Source organism: Agrobacterium sp. 10T429, from assembly GCF_056393925.1.
In genome coordinates this window covers 671643-687144 of the sequence record NZ_JBFTGV010000001.1, presented here as the reverse complement: position 1 = coordinate 687144, position 15502 = coordinate 671643, and the positions used below count along the sequence as shown (strand labels likewise).

Here is a 15502-nt window from a genome sequence, read left to right as displayed (position 1 = left end):
GCCGCTCCGCTCCGCCTGAAATAACGGCAATAAAAAACGGGCGAACGGAAATAGCCGCCGCCCGTTCCTTTAAGGGTTCGGCGATCAGAGCAGCTTGTCGATGACAGCCGACATGGTTTCAACCGACATGTCTCCCGCGTATTTCTTGCCGTTGATGATGAAAGTCGGCGTGGAGTTGACGCCGAATTCCGTCGCACCGCGTTGCATCGTTGCGTTCACATCATCCAGAAGCTTCTGGTTCGTCAAGCAGGCCTCGAAAGACTCCTGTGAGAAACCGGCCATTTTCGACAATTGCAGCAGCGCCGCACGGGCATCCTGGGCTGTTGCCCAGCTCTGCTGCTGCTTGAACAGCATGGAAACGAACGGGAAATACTGTCCTTCCGGTGCGCAGCGCGCCAGCATGAAGGCAGCGGCGGCACGCGGATCGAACGGGAATTCGCGGATGACGAAATAGGCCTTGCCGGTATCGATGTATTTCTTCTTGATCTCGTCAAAGGTCTTGTTGTGGAAATTGGCGCAATGCGGGCAGGTCATCGACATATATTCGACGATCTTGACGGGAGCGTTCGCATCGCCGAGCGCCGCTTCCGGCAGCGGACCGGGCTTCAACACCGCAGCCATATCCACGTCACCGGTGGATTCAGGCAATTCCTGCGCCTGGGCAACGCCCGGCGTGAAGGCAAACGGCAGGGCCGTGGCAAGGGCAGCAAGTGCAACGCCGCCGAGAAGGCTGCGACGGGAAATGGTCAGTTCGGAAAAATGCATGAAAGCACCTGTTGGTAATAGACTCTATTGTCTGTTGATTCCGATATAGCGACGGCCTGTTCATCACAAGCGGGGTTTTGAACTCTTCTTGTCAAAGAATTGTGACCAGTCAAGGACGGTGCGCGACATCAAATCGTCCCGCCCCGCGGCTTCTTCTTCTGCATCACCGCCGTGCCGAGCCTTTCCACTGCCTTGCGCAGCGCTTCGCTCTCGATGCCGTCCATCATATCGTCGAGACGTTTTGCCGCATCACCGCGCAGCGGCGGCGGCTTTCGCCGGCGGGGAACGGGCTGCGATACCGGCTTCTGCACGATCCTGATCTGGCGTACCGCCGGAAAGCCAAAAAAGCCGTTGATGCGGGCGATGAGCTCGCCCTGTGCATGGGTGAGGAACAGAGCGCGCGCGCCTTCGCAGGCAATCGTCAGCACGCCCGGCTGGTAGCCGCCGCGATCCGGCCCTTCGTCGCGACGCGGCCAGGTAATCTTTTCCGGCCGCGTGCAATCGGCGAAGTCATCGCCGGCGATCTCGTCCCACGAGCCGAGCAGCGCCGTGTTGATGCCCGCCCGTTTCGACAGGAGGGGATCCATGATGCCATTGGCTATTTCGGCAATCTGGATGACGCCTTTGCGTGGATATCGCATTTTTCACTCGGGTTTCAGGACCGCACAGTCCGGAGCTTCTTGATAGGTCGGCATGAATGGCCCAACTATAGGCCGAATCGAAGAGAAACGGCAAACCATGCTTCAAAAAACCGCCCCGTCATCGCACGCGCAGATGCTGCTCGCATGGTACGACCGCCACCATCGCGAGTTGCCTTGGCGCACCTCGCCGGCCATGGCGGCACAAGGAAAACGTGCCGATCCCTATCATGTCTGGCTTTCCGAAGTGATGTTGCAGCAGACGACGGTGCAGGCGGTGAAACCCTATTTTCTGAAGTTCCTCGCAACGTGGCCTCATGTCAGCGATCTGGCGGCGGCACCGGTTGAGGATGTGATGGCTGCATGGGCGGGACTCGGTTATTACGCCCGCGCCCGCAACCTGAAAAAATGTGCGGAAGCCGTGGCGAAAGAGCATGGCGGCGTCTTTCCCGATACCGAAGAGGGCCTGAAGAAGCTGCCCGGCATCGGCGACTATACATCTGCTGCCGTGGCGGCCATTGCGTTCAACCGGCAGGCGGCGGTGATGGACGGTAATGTGGAGCGCGTCATCTCCCGCCTTTTCGCGATAGATGCACCCCTGCCCGGCTCGAAACCCGCCATGAAGGCGAAGGTGGCGGAGCTTACGCCTCCCGACCGGCCGGGCGATTTTGCGCAGGCGATGATGGATCTCGGTGCGACGATCTGCACGCCGAAGCGCCCTGCCTGCGCGCTCTGTCCGTTCAATGGCGGCTGTCTGGCGCTTGCCCATGACGAGCCGGAGCGGTTTCCGGTCAAGGCCGCGAAAAAGGCAAAACCGGTGCGGCTGGGAGCCGCCTTCGTGGCGGTGAATGCAAGCGGCAAAATTCTGCTGCGGCGGCGCATAGAAAGCGGCCTTCTCGGTGGCATGACGGAGGTGCCGACAACGGCATGGACCGCCCGCGTGGATGGCGGCACCGACACGAGCCACGCGCCTTTTGCCGCGTCTTGGCAAGCGGCGGGCGTCATCGTGCATGTCTTCACCCATTTCGAGCTGCGGCTCACCGTCTATCGGGCACAGGTGCCGGATGGGCTTGAAACTGGCGCGGATGACGGATGGTGGGAGCCGGTTACAAATCTTGACGCGCAAGCCTTGCCGACGGTGATGAAAAAAGTCATCGCACAGGCTATTCCATCCGCATTCGATGAAAGCAGGAAGTTTCGATGACCAAGATTGAGCATATCGTATTCGACATCGGCAAGGTACTGATCCACTACGATCCGCATATTCCCTATAGCCGCCTCATTCCCGATGCCGACGAGCGCAAATGGTTCTTCGAGAATGTCTGCACCCATGACTGGAACCTCGAACAGGATCGCGGACGCGGCTGGGAAGACGCCGAGGCGCTGCTGATGGAGCAGTTTCCCGAGCGGGAAGAGCATATCCGCGCCTTCCGCAAGTTCTGGCATGAGATGGTCTCGCATTCCTATGACGACAGCGTCGCGATCATGACTGGCCTGATCGACAACGGTCACGACGTGACGATGCTGACCAACTTCGCCTCCGATACCTTCCGCGAAGCGCAGAAGATGTTCCCCTTCCTCACCCTGCCGCGCGGCGTGACGGTCTCTGGCGATGTGAAGCTGCTGAAACCGGATGTGGCGATCTACGAGCTGCACGCGAAGGAATTTGGCCTCGACCCTGCCGCAAGCATCTTCATTGACGATACGCTTGTGAATGTCGAAGGCGCCAAGGCCGCCGGCTGGCAGGCGGTGCATTTTACCGGAGCGGAAAAGCTGAAGCAGGATCTGCAATCCTACGGCGTGGATGTCTGACAGACCATCAGATCCAAAAAGAAAATTGGCGCAGGCGGAAATGGCGGTCTCCTGCCTGCGCCAGTCCTGCCGCAAGCGGCATGGGACAGCAATGTTTTCGTGAACTTTCCGAACCGGATTTTCACAACCATTGCTTTGCGTAGGACACTATGACCGTTCTCTTGCGCGAAACTTGTCTGGCTAAATTTAGATATTCAAAAATACCAACGCCCGACACCGAAGTGCCGGGCGTTGGTCGTTCTCCATCCGGGACTGAAGGTACTAAACCGGACGGAGACGTATGCTGACAATGGCGGGCGGTGGATCGTTGCCTTCAGCCTTTTGGGCTTTAGACTGTCAGGCCTTTGCCAGTTCACTGCGGATGATTGTTCTCAGATCATCGATAGGCTTCAGCTGGTCGCCATCCTCGAAGTGCCAGAACGTCCATCCGTTGCATGCGTCGAGACCCTGCACCTTTGCACCAAGACGGTGAATGGAGCCGGCAGTCCCGCCGGATGCAATCGTACCATCGGCACGAATAATGGCGCTATAACGGCGCTTTGCATCGGTCAGCACCTGGCCGGGACGGACGAGGCCGCTTTCCACCAAGGTATTGAAGGCAACACGCGGTTCGGCCCTCTTGCCGGTCATGACGGTCAGCTCCGCCTTGCCGAGCGGCTCGACGGCGGCGATGCGGGCAGAGGCCGCGTCGATGTAATCCTGTTCGCGCTCGATACCAACGAAGTGGCGGCCGAGACGTTTTGCAACCGCACCCGTGGTGCCGGAGCCGAAGAACGGGTCGAGCACGATGTCGCCAGGCTTGGTAGAGGCCATGATGATGCGTGCCAGCAATGCTTCCGGCTTCTGGGTCGGATGCACCTTCTTGCCGTCGTCACCTTTCAGCCGCTCATGACCGCTGCAAATCGGGAACAGCCAGTCGGAGCGCATCTGCACGTCGTCGTTGGAGGCCTTCAGCGCTTCGTAATTGAAGGTATAGCCCTTGGCTTTCGGATCGCGGCTCGCCCAGATCATGGTCTCATGGGCGTTCTGGAAACGGCGGCCCTTGAAGTTGGGCATGGGATTGGTCTTGCGCCAGACGATATCGTTCAGGATCCAGAAATCGAGGTTCTGGAGCATGGAACCGACGCGGAAGATGTTGTGGTAGGAGCCGATGACCCAGATGGTACCATTCGGCTTCAGCACGCGGCGGCAGGCCAGCAGCCAGGCGCGGGTGAAGGCATCATAGGCCTCGAAGGAGGAGAACTGGTCCCATTCGTCATCGACCGCATCAACCAGCGACTGATCTGGCCGGTGAAGCGTACCGCCAAGCTGGAGGTTGTAGGGCGGATCGGCGAAAATCGCATCCACCGACTGGCTCGGGAGGGCATCCAAGGCAGCGACACAATCACCTTTGATTATGCTGTCTTTCCAGGCGTCACTCTCGCCCGCACGATCAAAACCGGCACGCCGAAAATCGGCCAGCGGAAAAACTGCTGCCATTGGTACTCGCTCCATACGCTTACTCTCTACTGATGCTTATGGTTACCGAAGATGGTTATCAAAGCCTGAACAAGTCACGGAAAATGCGAAATAAATGGCTGTCGCGGCTGACACGCGCAATTTGCTGGCGCGGGCGGGGAACCCGAAGTGGCGCAAAAACGTTGTGCACAACGGGTTGTCCTGTTCCGCATGTCGGTGCTGGCAATACCGGCAACTCAGGGGGTAATCCGCAATGATGTCCGTAACGCGAGTGGCTTCTTTTTCAGTGCATGCCTTTTCCGCGGCTTTTCTTCTGGCGGCGCTGCCGTCAAGCTTGGGGGCGCAGGAGCCGGCACCGCTATACAACGTCGTCACCGACGCTGTGCTGTTCGATGGTGGCCCATCGCTCGGCAACAGCGACAGGGTGCGTTGGGATTTTTACAAGGCTGACGGGGCCGGAGTGCGCAGCGACGTCAATGCCGGCGGCTCCTACGACGCCACCTTCGAAGCGAAGCTGCCGGCGGGCAAGTATGTCGGCGTGGCAGCGCTGGGCAACATCCGTCGCGAAATACCCTTCGAGGTGAAGGAGGGAAGCCTAACGAGGCCAAAGGCTAATTTCGACGCGGCGGAACTAACGGTGGTGCCAAAACGCAGCCCCGGCGGCGATGTGGAAAGCCAGGCGAAAACCGAAATCACCAAAGACGATTTCAAGGACAGCGTTTACGGGCAGAACACGACCTTCGTGCCGGCGGGCGAACTGCTCCTCACCGGCAGCATCGGCCCTGCGCGTGCGCAGGAAACGCTTGCCATCAAGGCGGGCGAGACGATCAGCCACGATCTAGTCATCCCGAGCGGCGTGGTCGTTGCCAAGGCGGCCTATACGGACGGTGGCAAGGCTGTGGAAACGGACGATATCCGTTTCGAAGCGCTTTCAGCCAAGGAGACGCTTGATGGCACGCGCCAGACCATCAACGGTGTTTACGGCACCGGCAAAACCATGGAAATGCCTGCCGGTGATTTCGTGATGCGCGCGCGTCTGGGCAAGGTCACGGTGGAACAGCCCTTCACCGTAACTGCAGGAAAACGCACCGAGATCAACCTCAACCTCGATGCTGGTGTTCTGGCAATCACGGCACCGGGTGCGGAGCGGATCGACATCGTCGAAACGACCAAGGACCTTCAGGGTACGCAAAAGGAAATTTCCGGCCGTTATGGCAACCGGCATCAGGAGACCCTGCATCCCGGCGATTATTCGGTGAAGGTGAGCTACGACAAGAAATCCGGGCGCGAGCCGAAGGAGATCAAGGCGACGGTCAAGGCCGCCGAGAGAACCGAGACGAATGTGCCGGAGTAGCAGTAAGCCGCTGCCCGGCCGGGTGCGGCGGCGGCTCGCCAATCTTCACGCCGGTAAATCCTGATGCCGCGATGCGATCGCACAGCCTAATCCACTGGCAGCCGCGACAGGCTTGCCGGATGTCTCCGGCGGCAAAGGCCAGACGCATTTTCTCAAGCAGCTCCGGCGTTGCCCGCAGCCGCTTTCCGGCGGTGATTGTCTCGTTCAAAAGCGTTGAAACCGAAAGCCGGGCCGCCTCGTCCCTCTGGACCACGCCCTCGTTGAAACAGTGGGCATGGCTTTCGCACAACAGGCCAACGCAGATATCGTCCGGCCCATCGACCAGCTCGATATCCTCTTCGCCTGCGTTCAGCCGAGCGGCGACACGGTCGTAGTTTTCGACAAAGCCGGAGGTATATCCCTTCCCCACATAGGTCAGCATGCAGAGAAGGTGATGGGGGCGAAGGCGGACCGTCACGGGACGCGTTTCCGATCAAGAAAACAGATCGGCGGACAAAGGAAAAATCCGCTCCGTGATTTCGCCGTATCAGCAGCCATACATGCTCCCTTCACGCACCGCGGATCGTCATCGCGGCCGGATATCGATAACCGACTTTTCGGGCGGAGTCCAAACGAGCACAGCCAATCGTTCCCGGCCTATCCGACGATGGCGAAGGCGTCGTGCACCGAGCCTGAAGGGGTGCGGATTGCCTTGCGACCGATCCATTGCACGTGCCCGTCGAGAATTCGCACCGCCTCCTCGGCACGGCCGCCGCGCAATGCGTCGAGGATCGCGCGGTGATCGGTATCGGTGCGGCGCTCCCATCCTGCCCGCCAGGCGGAAAACAGGAATCGGGCGCTCGCGGCATGCAGGCCGTCGATCGCCTCCATCAGGCGCGGCATGTTGCAAGGCGCCGTGATGAGGCGGTGGAAGCGGCGATTGGCCTCTTCCCAATGCTGCACGTCGACCGCGCTATCGCCTTCGAGCGTGGCGGCCTCCGCCTGGTCGAGAATGGCTGAAGTCATGTTTGGAATGGCGTGGCGCAGCGCCAGAACCTCAAGCGCGGCGCGCATTTCCGCGACTTCGCGCACATCGGCGAGGCCGAAATCCGCGACCCGCACGCCGCGGCGCGGAATGCTGGCGGCCAAGCCCTGCGCCTCCAGCCTGCGGAACGCTTCGCGCACCGGCACATGCGATGCGCCGAATTCGGCGGCAATGTGATCCTGCCTCAGACGTTCACCCGGCGACAGCTCACCGCGCACGATGCGGTCAGCCAGAGTGCGGCTGATGCGTGCGGCAATGGTATCTTCGGGTCTGGTTTTCGCTGTCTTGGGCATAACATCCCATAACGCATCCGGCGCTGATCTGTGTAGCGGTTTTTGTGCGCAGGAAACGCGCAAAGCCAAATCCCAGCTATGAGCCGGGCGCGGCCGACCCTTGCGGGCCAGCCGGTTGAGCTTGACGCGGACTTGGTCTAAAAGCCCGGGCATCACTTTTTTCCAAGGCAAATCCGATACAGGGAGCGCCCATGAGCGGCTTCGACCTCATTATTTTCGACTGTGACGGCGTTCTGGTCGATTCCGAAATCATCGCCGCACAGGTGGAGTCCCGCCTTCTGACCGAGGCCGGGTATCCGATCTCCGTCGAGGAAATGGGCGAGCGTTTCGCCGGCATGACCTGGAAGAACATCCTCCTGCAGGTGGAAAGCGAAGCCAGCATCCCGTTTTCCGCATCGCTGCTCGACAAGTCGGAAAAGCTGCTCGACGCGCGGCTGGAACGCGACGTGAAGATCATCGAGGGCGTCAAGTTCGCTCTGTCGCGCCTGACGACACCGCGTTGCATCTGCTCGAATTCCTCCAGCCACCGCCTCGACATGATGCTGACGAAAGTGGGCCTGAAGCCCTATTTCGCACCACATATCTACTCCGCCAAGGATCTCGGAGCCGACCGCGTCAAGCCGAAGCCGGATATCTTCCTGCATGGCGCAGCCCAGTTCGGCGTTTCACCGGATCGCGCCGTCGTAATCGAGGATTCCGTGCACGGCGTGCATGGTGCAAAGGCAGCCGGCATGCGCGTCATCGGCTTCACCGGCGCATCCCACACCTATCCGAGCCATGCCGACCGGTTGACGGATGCGGGCGCGGAAACGGTGATTTCACGCATGCAGGACCTGCCCGCCGTTATTGCAGCGATGGCGGAGTGGGAAGGCGCTTTTTAATCTCTGGCTTTGTCACAAACGCCACTTCGTCATGCTCGGGCCTGTCCCGAGCATCTGCAACGACTTGATTCCACGATACGTGTTCGGATCCTCGGGACAGGCCCGAGGATGACGTTGCGTATGAGGCATGGTTTGTTTGCGATCTGCCCGAAAGCCCGCAAAAGCAGCCTCCGGTTTTTACATTTCGCCCGTCAAATCACCGGCGCTTGGTCTTGGCCTTTGCGCCCTGCTCGGCAAAACCGATATAGACACTGACCGACCTCGGTGCGCCGCCCGGTCCGTTGGGAATGGCGACATGATCGTTGTTGAAGATGAACTGCGTGCCGGCACCGCCCGCAGCAACGTCGATGGCGAAATTGGTCGTTTCGCCGTAAATCTCGCCGTCGCCGTCCTTAACGGTGACGCGGATCGGTACGGTCACGCGGCCGGGCTTCGACATCGGGCCGGGAACGAGACGGCCCTGGGCCAGCACGTTTACCGTCAGCGTGGTTTCGTTCGCGGTACAAGAGCGCGTCGTGTCTGACAGCGAAACCTGATAGGCGAGTTTCTGCGGATCGTCCTTTGCGCCACCGGCATAGACGCGGTGGACGGCATTGGCATCGAGAACCGTGACCGTCGGGCAGTTGGCCTGCACCACCGGAGCAACGGCATTTGCCTGCGCCGCCGGAGGGTTGACGGCAAGCGAGTCTGACGGATTGGAGGAATTGCATCCTGCAACAACGGCCAGAAGCGACATCGCGGCGGACAAACGCAAGAAATTCCCTGACACTCTTCTAATTCCCTCTCCATTGTCCCGGAACCGAACCGGAGACGCTGTTTATTGACCTTTCACGCAGGTTGGCGATGGTCTATAGCAGCGACGCCGGAAAAAATCGATTGGCATGTTTGGTTTTGCTTGAATTTTCAAAAAAGCCCTTCATTACCTCGCCAATCGCCTCATTCCGGCGGGATGCTGCTGATAAAGAGCCGGTAACGGCAACGGACAGACCGGTAAACGACAAGGGACTATCTCGTGAAATATGTATCGACCAGGGGTGCGGCCCCTTCGCTTGGTTTCTGCGACGCGCTTCTGGCGGGCCTTGGCCGTGATGGCGGGCTTTACGTGCCGCGCGAATGGCCCTCCATGTCGAAAAAGGAAATCCGCAACCTGCGCGGCAAGTCCTATCAGGACATCGCGTTTGAGGTTCTCTACCGTTTCACCGGTGGTGAAATTCCGGCCGACAAGTTCAGGGCGATGATCGACGACGCCTATGCGACGTTCCGCCATCCGGCCGTAGCACCCCTGACGCAGACCGGGCCGAACACCTTCGTGCTGGAGCTTTTCCACGGCACCACGCTTGCCTTCAAGGACGTGGCGATGCAGCTTCTCGCCCGCCTGATGGATTATACGCTGGCTGAGCGCGGCGAACGCGCCACCATCGTCGGCGCCACCTCCGGCGACACGGGCGGCGCAGCCATCGACGCCTTTGCCGGGCGTGAGCGCACCGACATCTTCATCCTTTTCCCCAATGGCAAGGTCTCTCCGGTGCAGCAGCGCCAGATGACGACCTCCACCGCCTCCAACGTGCATGCGCTGGCGATCAACGGCAATTTCGACGATTGCCAGAACCTCGTCAAAGAAATGTTCAACGACGCGAAGTTCCGCGACGGCGTCAAGCTTTCGGGCGTCAACTCCATCAACTGGGCGCGCATCATGGCGCAGGTGGTCTATTATTTCACGGCGTCCCTGTCGCTCGGCGGTCCCGACCGGAAGATTTCCTTCACCGTCCCAACGGGCAATTTCGGTGATATCTTCGCCGGTTACGTTGCCAAGAAGATGGGCCTGCCGATCGACAAGCTTGTCATCGCCACCAACGACAACGACATTCTGGCGCGCACGCTGAAGACAGGCCGTTACGAGATGCGCGGCGTCACGCCCACCACCTCGCCCTCGATGGACATCCAGATCTCGTCCAATTTCGAGCGGCTGCTGTTTGAAGCCTATGGCCGCGATTCCGCTGCAGTAAAGGCATCGATGGATGGCCTCAAGCAATCCGGCGCGTTTGAAATCCCGCCGCATGCGCTGAAATTCATCAAGAAGGATTTCCGCGCCGGCCGTGCCACCGAAAAGCAGGTGGCGGCGACGATCCGCAATACGCTTGAGAAAACCGGTTACCTGATCGACCCGCATACGGCGACCGGCGTTTTTGTGGCGGAAAAACACGAAAAGGCATCAAGCCCGATGGTGGTCCTGTCCACTGCCCATCCGGCTAAATTCCCGGCCGCCGTAAAATCCGCTTGCGCAATCGACCCGGCGCTTCCAGTATGGCTAGCTGACATTATGAACCGGGAGGAGCGTTTCGACATTCTGGACGCAGAGCTGAAGACGGTGGAAACCTTCATCGGCAGCCACGCACGCGCCGGCAAATAGAGACGCGGAAAGACTTGATATGAGAGTTAATGTGACCCGGCTTTCGTCCGGGTTGACCGTTGTCACGGAAAGAATGCCGCATCTCGAAAGCGTTGCTCTTGGGGTGTGGATCAAATCCGGGTCCCGCAACGAGACGACTGCCGAGCACGGCATCGCCCATCTTCTCGAGCATATGGCCTTCAAGGGTACGGCGCGCCGCACCGCCCGGCAGATCGCCGAAGAGATCGAAAATGTCGGCGGCGAAGTCAACGCCGCGACATCGACGGAAACAACTTCATACTACGCCCGCGTCCTGAAAGACCACGTTCCGCTCGCCGTCGATATTCTTGCAGACATTCTGACGGAGTCGCTGTTCGACGAAGACGAGCTGGAGCGGGAGAAAAACGTCATCCTCCAGGAAATCGGTGCCGCCACCGATACGCCTGACGATGTGATTTTCGACAATTTTTCCGGCGTCGCCTATCGCGACCAGACCATCGGCCGCCCGATCCTCGGCACTCCGGAAACCGTGCAATCCTTCACCAGCGCCCAGATCAGGCATTATCTCGCCCGCAACTATACGACGGATCGCATCTTCGTCGTTGCAGCAGGTGCTGTCGACCACCAGAGCTTCGTGAAGCAGGTGGAAGAACGTTTTGCCTCGCTGCCGCAGCTGCCGGTAACCACGCCGGTTCTCGAAAAGGCGATCTATACCGGCGGGGAAATCCGCGAGACCCGTGACCTCATGGACGCGCAGGTGCTTCTCGGCTTCGAGGGCAAGGCCTATCACGCCCGCGATTTCTACTGTTCGCAAATTCTCGCCAATATTCTTGGGGGCGGCATGTCATCGCGCCTGTTCCAGGAAGTGCGAGAGTCCCGCGGCCTTTGTTATTCCGTTTATGCCTTCCATTGGGGTTTTTCCGACACCGGCATTTTCGGCGTGCACGCGGCGACCGGCGGCAACGACCTGCCGGAACTGATGCCCGTCATCGTCGACGAGTTGCGCAAGTCTTCCCAGACCATTCATCAGGAAGAAATCGACCGCGCCCGCGCACAAATCCGCGCGCAACTGCTGATGGGTCAGGAAAGCCCGGCAGCCCGTGCCGGCCAGATGGCACGGCAGATGATGCTTTACGGGCGGCCCATCCCCAATGAGGAGATGATGGAGCGCCTGAACGACATCACGCGGGAACGCCTGACCGATCTTGCAGGACGGCTATTTTTCGATACAGTTCCGACGTTGTCTGCAATTGGCCCGCTCGAACAGCTGCCGCCTCTTTCAGACATTACTGCCGCGCTTTCCGCGCAGCAGCCCGCAAGGATAAAGGCGAACGGCTGAGGGTTGCGGTTTCTTTCCGTACAGGGATGGTGAATGCTGCGTTTTCTTTCCCGACATAACGACACCCCGGAACTGCGCAGCGCCAACCATCTTCTCAGACTGCCGCGCTATGGCGATTTCAAGCAGTGGCACGTTCTGCGCTCGGAAAGCCGTCAGTTTCTCCAGCCATGGGAACCCACCTGGCGCCCGGACGAACTGACGGAAGGCTCCTTCCGCACGCGTGTGGTGCGCAACGGCCAGGAGTTTTCCTCCGGCACCGCCGTGTCGTTTCTGCTATTCGAGAAGGAGACGTTGCTCGTTGGCGGCATCACCATCGGTTATATCAGGAGGGGTGCTGCACAAAGCTGCATGATAGGATATTGGGTGGGCGAACGCTACGCCGCGCAAGGCCATATGTCTGCCGCATTAAAATTGGTAATACCCTATATCTTCAACGGACTTCAGTTGCACCGTATCGAGGCAGCCTGTATTCCGGAAAACTTCAAAAGCATCCGGCTTCTCGAAAATGCCGGGTTCCAGCGGGAAGGCCTCTTGCGGGAATATCTGAAAATCAACGGCCAATGGCGGGATCATACGATGTTTTCCCTTCTTGTCGACAAGCAAAGCTCCAGTGGAACGAAGTACGATACATGACTTACACTCACTCTGCGCCGTGCCTGTCGAAACGTCTGGCGGCAATTGCACTGGCTGCGCCGTTCTTCCTGTTTTTCCTGCTTTTTTCGTCTCTTTCCTACGCCTTCGAGCCAGTGAAGATTTCCCGTGACGATACGGCGCTCGATCTCACCGCGACAACCGATATCTATGCCAATCAGGGTGAAGCCTTTCAGGTCTCGACCGCGCCCGGTCCGGATGGCATCCGCCGCCGTATCGAGGTGCGTGCCAGCTCCACCGACCATCAGGGCGACTGGGCCGTCTTCGCGCTCGCCAACGTCTCGGAAGAGCAGCTGGAGCGCGTTATCGTCGCACCGCATTTCCGTCTGGTGAATTCCAAGCTGTTCTGGCCCGATCTCGGCTCGCAGCGCATCATCGCGATCACACCGAGCGAAGGCTTTGCGCTTGACCGGCAGCCAAGCCCGGATGCCGACGTCTTCCGCATCACGCTCAATCCCGGCTCCGTCATCACCTTCGTCGCCGAGCTGTCGACCCCGCAATTGCCGCAGATCTATCTGTGGGAACCGGAAGCCTACAAGGATACGATCAACGCCTTCACGCTCTATCGCGGCATCGTTCTCGGCATTGCCGGCCTGCTGGCCGTGCTCCTGACCATCCTGTTCGTCGTCAAGGGAACCTCGGTTCTGCCGGCGTCGGCCGCGCTCGCCTGGGCGGTGCTCGCCTATATCTGCGTCGATTTCGGCTTCCTTGAAAAACTCATCACCGTCACATCCAGCGATCAGCGAATATGGAGGGCGGGCGCCGAAGTGGCTCTCGCCTCCAGCTTCGTGGTCTTCCTGTTCACCTATCTCAATCTAAACCGCTGGCACGCGCATCTGGGTTATGCGACCTTTGCCTGGGTGGTGGGGCTGGCGCTGCTGTTCGGCGTCGCGATTTACGATCCTTCGGTCGCCTCCGGTATCGCGCGCGTCTCCTTCGCGCTGACGGCGACGGCCGGCATCGCACTCATCATCTATCTTGGCTTCAACCGTTACGACCGGGCGATTTTGCTCGTTCCGTCCTGGGCGCTCATCCTCGTCTGGCTGTTCGGCAGCTGGCTGACGGTGACCGGACAATTGGACAACGACATCGTTCAGCCGGCGCTTGGCGGCGGGCTGGTGCTGATCGTGCTTCTGATCGGCTTCACAGTCATTCAGCATGCCTTTGCCGGCAGCGCCTATCAGCAGGGCCTGTTTTCCGATCTCGAACGGCAATCTCTCGCACTGACGGGCAGCGGCGATACCGTGTGGGACTGGGACGTGACGCGCGACCGCATCGTCACCACACCTGATATTTCCAACCGTTTGGGGCTGGAGCCCGGCACGATGCATGGTGCTGCGCGCAACTGGCTGCCGCGCCTGCATCCTGACGATCGCGACCGGTTCAAGGCAACGCTCGACGTGCTGCTCGACCATCGCAAGGGCCGCCTCAATCACGAATTCCGCATTCGCGCTGAAGACGGACATTTCCATTGGCTGCAAATCCGCGCCCGCCCGGTTCTCGGCTCCAACGGCGAAATCATCCGCTGCGTCGGCACCATCACCGACATCACCGAGCAGAAGAACTCGGTGGAGCGGCTGTTGCAGGATGCGATGAATGACAATCTGACCGGGCTACCGAACCGGCAGGTCTTCCTCGACCGCCTGCAATCGATCCTCAACCTCTCTCCTGAAAGCGACGGCGTGCGCCCGACGGTGATGGCGATCGATATCGACCGTTACAAGCTGGTCAACGATACGCTCGGCATTGCTGCAGGCGACAATATCCTCATCGCGTTGACACGGCGTCTGCGCCGCCTGTTGAAACCGCAGGATACGCTGGCGCGTCTCGGCGGCGATGAATTCGGCCTGATCCTGACCTCGGAGCGCGATCCGCAGCGGGTGGCCGATTTCGCCGATGCGGTGAACAAGGCAATCATGGTGCCGATCAATTTCGCCAATCGCGAAATCATCCTCACCGCCTCCATCGGCCTCGTTTCATGGATCGACCAGCAGGAAAGTGCCGCAGGTCTCTTGAGCGATGCGGAACTGGCGATGTACCGCGCCAAGCGCGCTGGCGGAAACCGCGTCGAGCCGTTCCGTCCCGCTTTCCGCACGTCCGGCACCGACCGCCTGCAAATGGAAAGCGATCTTCGCCGCGCCATCGAGCGCAAGGAGCTGTCGCTCGCCTATCAGCCCATCGTCAAGCTTGACGATGGCGCGCTGGCCGGTTTCGAGGCGCTGATGCGGTGGGAACACCCCAAACGCGGCAACATTCCGCCGAGCGAATTCATCCCCATCGCGGAAGCCTCCGGCCTGATCGAACCGCTCGGCATGTTCGCGCTGGAGAGGGCAGCGACCGACCTGATGGACTGGCAGCATTCCATCGAGAAGATGCCGATCTTCATCTCCGTCAATATTTCCAGCGCGCAATTGCTGAATAACGAACTGTATAACGACGTGCGCGGCATGCTGACGCGAACGCGCTGTAATCCGCAGCAGCTGAAGCTGGAGCTGACGGAATCCGTGGTGATGGAAAACCCGGAACAGGCGCGGCTGGTGCTTTCCAAGCTGAAGGAAACGGGCATCAGCCTCGCCATGGACGATTTCGGCACCGGCTATTCGTCACTTGCCTATCTCACCCGCTTCCCCTTCGACACGATCAAGCTCGACAAGGCACTGGTGGCCAATACCAGCGACAAGCGCAACGTGCTGCTGCGCTCCGTTATCGCCATGGCGCGCGCGCTCGATATGCAGGTGGTTGCGGAAGGCATTGAAACGCCTGAGGATGCGGCGGAACTCTCACGCATGAACTGCCATTTCGGCCAGAGCTTCCTGTTCGGCACACCGGTTTCCGGCGATGCGGCGCTGAAGCTTCTGCGCGAGCGGTTCCAGCCGACGAAGCGAGCTTCGTAAGAGG

14 protein-coding genes are annotated in these 15502 nt (G+C 59.9%); 8 read left to right on the top strand and 6 right to left on the bottom strand.

Annotated features, from left to right (window positions below):
• Nucleotides 1–84: 84 nt before the first annotated feature.
• Complete coding sequence (locus AC1DCP_RS03335; RefSeq protein WP_003511833.1) at nt 85–765, bottom strand: DsbA family protein; 681 nt, start codon at nt 763–765, stop codon at nt 85–87.
• 128 nt (nt 766–893) lie between these two features.
• Nucleotides 894–1406, bottom strand: a complete 513-nt coding sequence (locus tag AC1DCP_RS03330; protein ID WP_003511832.1) for a DUF721 domain-containing protein — start codon at nt 1404–1406, stop codon at nt 894–896.
• A 97-nt stretch (nt 1407–1503) separates the two neighbouring features.
• On the opposite strand from AC1DCP_RS03330, the gene mutY reads away from it, so the two are divergent.
• Both mutY and AC1DCP_RS03320 read left to right on the top strand, forming a co-directional pair.
• On the top strand, nt 1504–2607 hold the full coding sequence (gene mutY, locus AC1DCP_RS03325) for an A/G-specific adenine glycosylase (protein WP_065688071.1): 1104 nt from the start codon (nt 1504–1506) through the stop codon (nt 2605–2607).
• A complete protein-coding gene (locus AC1DCP_RS03320; RefSeq protein ID WP_003511829.1) occupies nt 2604–3215 on the top strand; it encodes an HAD family hydrolase in 612 nt (203 codons plus the stop codon). The genes mutY and AC1DCP_RS03320 overlap by 4 nt, the downstream gene beginning before the upstream one ends.
• A 336-nt stretch (nt 3216–3551) precedes the next feature.
• Here the strand turns inward: AC1DCP_RS03320 and AC1DCP_RS03315 are convergent, their stop codons facing one another.
• On the bottom strand, nt 3552–4694 hold the full coding sequence (locus AC1DCP_RS03315) for a site-specific DNA-methyltransferase (protein ID WP_003511827.1): 1143 nt from the start codon (nt 4692–4694) through the stop codon (nt 3552–3554).
• Between the two features lie 232 nt (nt 4695–4926).
• Here AC1DCP_RS03315 and AC1DCP_RS03310 point away from each other — a divergent pair, with 232 nt between their 5' ends.
• Nucleotides 4927–6027 (top strand): hypothetical protein, encoded by a 1101-nt coding sequence (locus AC1DCP_RS03310; protein WP_065658248.1) that lies wholly within the window; start codon nt 4927–4929, stop codon nt 6025–6027.
• Here AC1DCP_RS03310 and AC1DCP_RS03305 read toward each other — a convergent pair.
• Nucleotides 5987–6448 carry a DUF1284 domain-containing protein gene (locus AC1DCP_RS03305; protein WP_041694521.1) on the bottom strand — a complete coding sequence of 154 codons (462 nt, stop codon included), beginning with the start codon at nt 6446–6448 and terminating at the stop codon, nt 5987–5989. The genes AC1DCP_RS03310 and AC1DCP_RS03305 overlap by 41 nt on opposite strands.
• A 215-nt stretch (nt 6449–6663) precedes the next feature.
• Nucleotides 6664–7344, bottom strand: a complete 681-nt coding sequence (locus AC1DCP_RS03300; protein ID WP_013635630.1) for a GntR family transcriptional regulator — start codon at nt 7342–7344, stop codon at nt 6664–6666.
• 191 nt (nt 7345–7535) lie between these two features.
• On the opposite strand from AC1DCP_RS03300, the gene AC1DCP_RS03295 reads away from it, so the two are divergent.
• Nucleotides 7536–8225, top strand: a complete 690-nt coding sequence (locus AC1DCP_RS03295) for an HAD family hydrolase (RefSeq protein WP_003511821.1) — start codon at nt 7536–7538, stop codon at nt 8223–8225.
• Between the two features lie 196 nt (nt 8226–8421).
• Here the strand turns inward: AC1DCP_RS03295 and AC1DCP_RS03290 are convergent, their stop codons facing one another.
• Complete coding sequence (locus AC1DCP_RS03290) at nt 8422–8961, bottom strand: hypothetical protein (RefSeq protein ID WP_003511819.1); 540 nt, start codon at nt 8959–8961, stop codon at nt 8422–8424.
• A gap of 276 nt (nt 8962–9237) precedes the next feature.
• On the opposite strand from AC1DCP_RS03290, the gene thrC reads away from it, so the two are divergent.
• The 4 genes from thrC to AC1DCP_RS03270 are packed head-to-tail and all read left to right on the top strand — an operon-like array spanning nt 9238 to nt 15498.
• The gene (gene thrC / locus AC1DCP_RS03285) at nt 9238–10635 is read left to right on the top strand and encodes a threonine synthase (RefSeq protein ID WP_019564176.1); all 1398 of its coding nucleotides are present in this window, start codon (nt 9238–9240) and stop codon (nt 10633–10635) included.
• A 19-nt stretch (nt 10636–10654) separates the two neighbouring features.
• The gene (locus AC1DCP_RS03280; protein ID WP_003511816.1) at nt 10655–11953 is read left to right on the top strand and encodes a M16 family metallopeptidase; all 1299 of its coding nucleotides are present in this window, start codon (nt 10655–10657) and stop codon (nt 11951–11953) included.
• Nucleotides 11954–11986: 33 nt separating this feature from the next.
• Nucleotides 11987–12586 carry a GNAT family N-acetyltransferase gene (locus tag AC1DCP_RS03275; RefSeq protein ID WP_065688070.1) on the top strand — a complete coding sequence of 200 codons (600 nt, stop codon included), beginning with the start codon at nt 11987–11989 and terminating at the stop codon, nt 12584–12586.
• Nucleotides 12583–15498, top strand: coding sequence for an EAL domain-containing protein (locus AC1DCP_RS03270; RefSeq protein WP_003511812.1), 2916 nt, complete (start codon nt 12583–12585; stop codon nt 15496–15498). The genes AC1DCP_RS03275 and AC1DCP_RS03270 overlap by 4 nt, the downstream gene beginning before the upstream one ends.
• Nucleotides 15499–15502 lie beyond the last annotated feature (4 nt).

Coding starts and splice junctions, on each gene's coding strand:
- AC1DCP_RS03335 (WP_003511833.1), bottom strand. CDS start 765: ATGCATTTTTCCGAACTGACCATTTCCCGTCGCAGCCTTCTCGGCGGC.
- AC1DCP_RS03330 (WP_003511832.1), bottom strand. CDS start 1,406: ATGCGATATCCACGCAAAGGCGTCATCCAGATTGCCGAAATAGCCAAT.
- mutY (WP_065688071.1), top strand. CDS start 1,504: ATGCTTCAAAAAACCGCCCCGTCATCGCACGCGCAGATGCTGCTCGCA.
- AC1DCP_RS03320 (WP_003511829.1), top strand. CDS start 2,604: ATGACCAAGATTGAGCATATCGTATTCGACATCGGCAAGGTACTGATC.
- AC1DCP_RS03315 (WP_003511827.1), bottom strand. CDS start 4,694: ATGGCAGCAGTTTTTCCGCTGGCCGATTTTCGGCGTGCCGGTTTTGAT.
- AC1DCP_RS03310 (WP_065658248.1), top strand. CDS start 4,927: ATGATGTCCGTAACGCGAGTGGCTTCTTTTTCAGTGCATGCCTTTTCC.
- AC1DCP_RS03305 (WP_041694521.1), bottom strand. CDS start 6,448: ATGCTGACCTATGTGGGGAAGGGATATACCTCCGGCTTTGTCGAAAAC.
- AC1DCP_RS03300 (WP_013635630.1), bottom strand. CDS start 7,344: ATGCCCAAGACAGCGAAAACCAGACCCGAAGATACCATTGCCGCACGC.
- AC1DCP_RS03295 (WP_003511821.1), top strand. CDS start 7,536: ATGAGCGGCTTCGACCTCATTATTTTCGACTGTGACGGCGTTCTGGTC.
- AC1DCP_RS03290 (WP_003511819.1), bottom strand. CDS start 8,961: ATGTCGCTTCTGGCCGTTGTTGCAGGATGCAATTCCTCCAATCCGTCA.
- AC1DCP_RS03280 (WP_003511816.1), top strand. CDS start 10,655: ATGAGAGTTAATGTGACCCGGCTTTCGTCCGGGTTGACCGTTGTCACG.
- AC1DCP_RS03275 (WP_065688070.1), top strand. CDS start 11,987: ATGCTGCGTTTTCTTTCCCGACATAACGACACCCCGGAACTGCGCAGC.
- AC1DCP_RS03270 (WP_003511812.1), top strand. CDS start 12,583: ATGACTTACACTCACTCTGCGCCGTGCCTGTCGAAACGTCTGGCGGCA.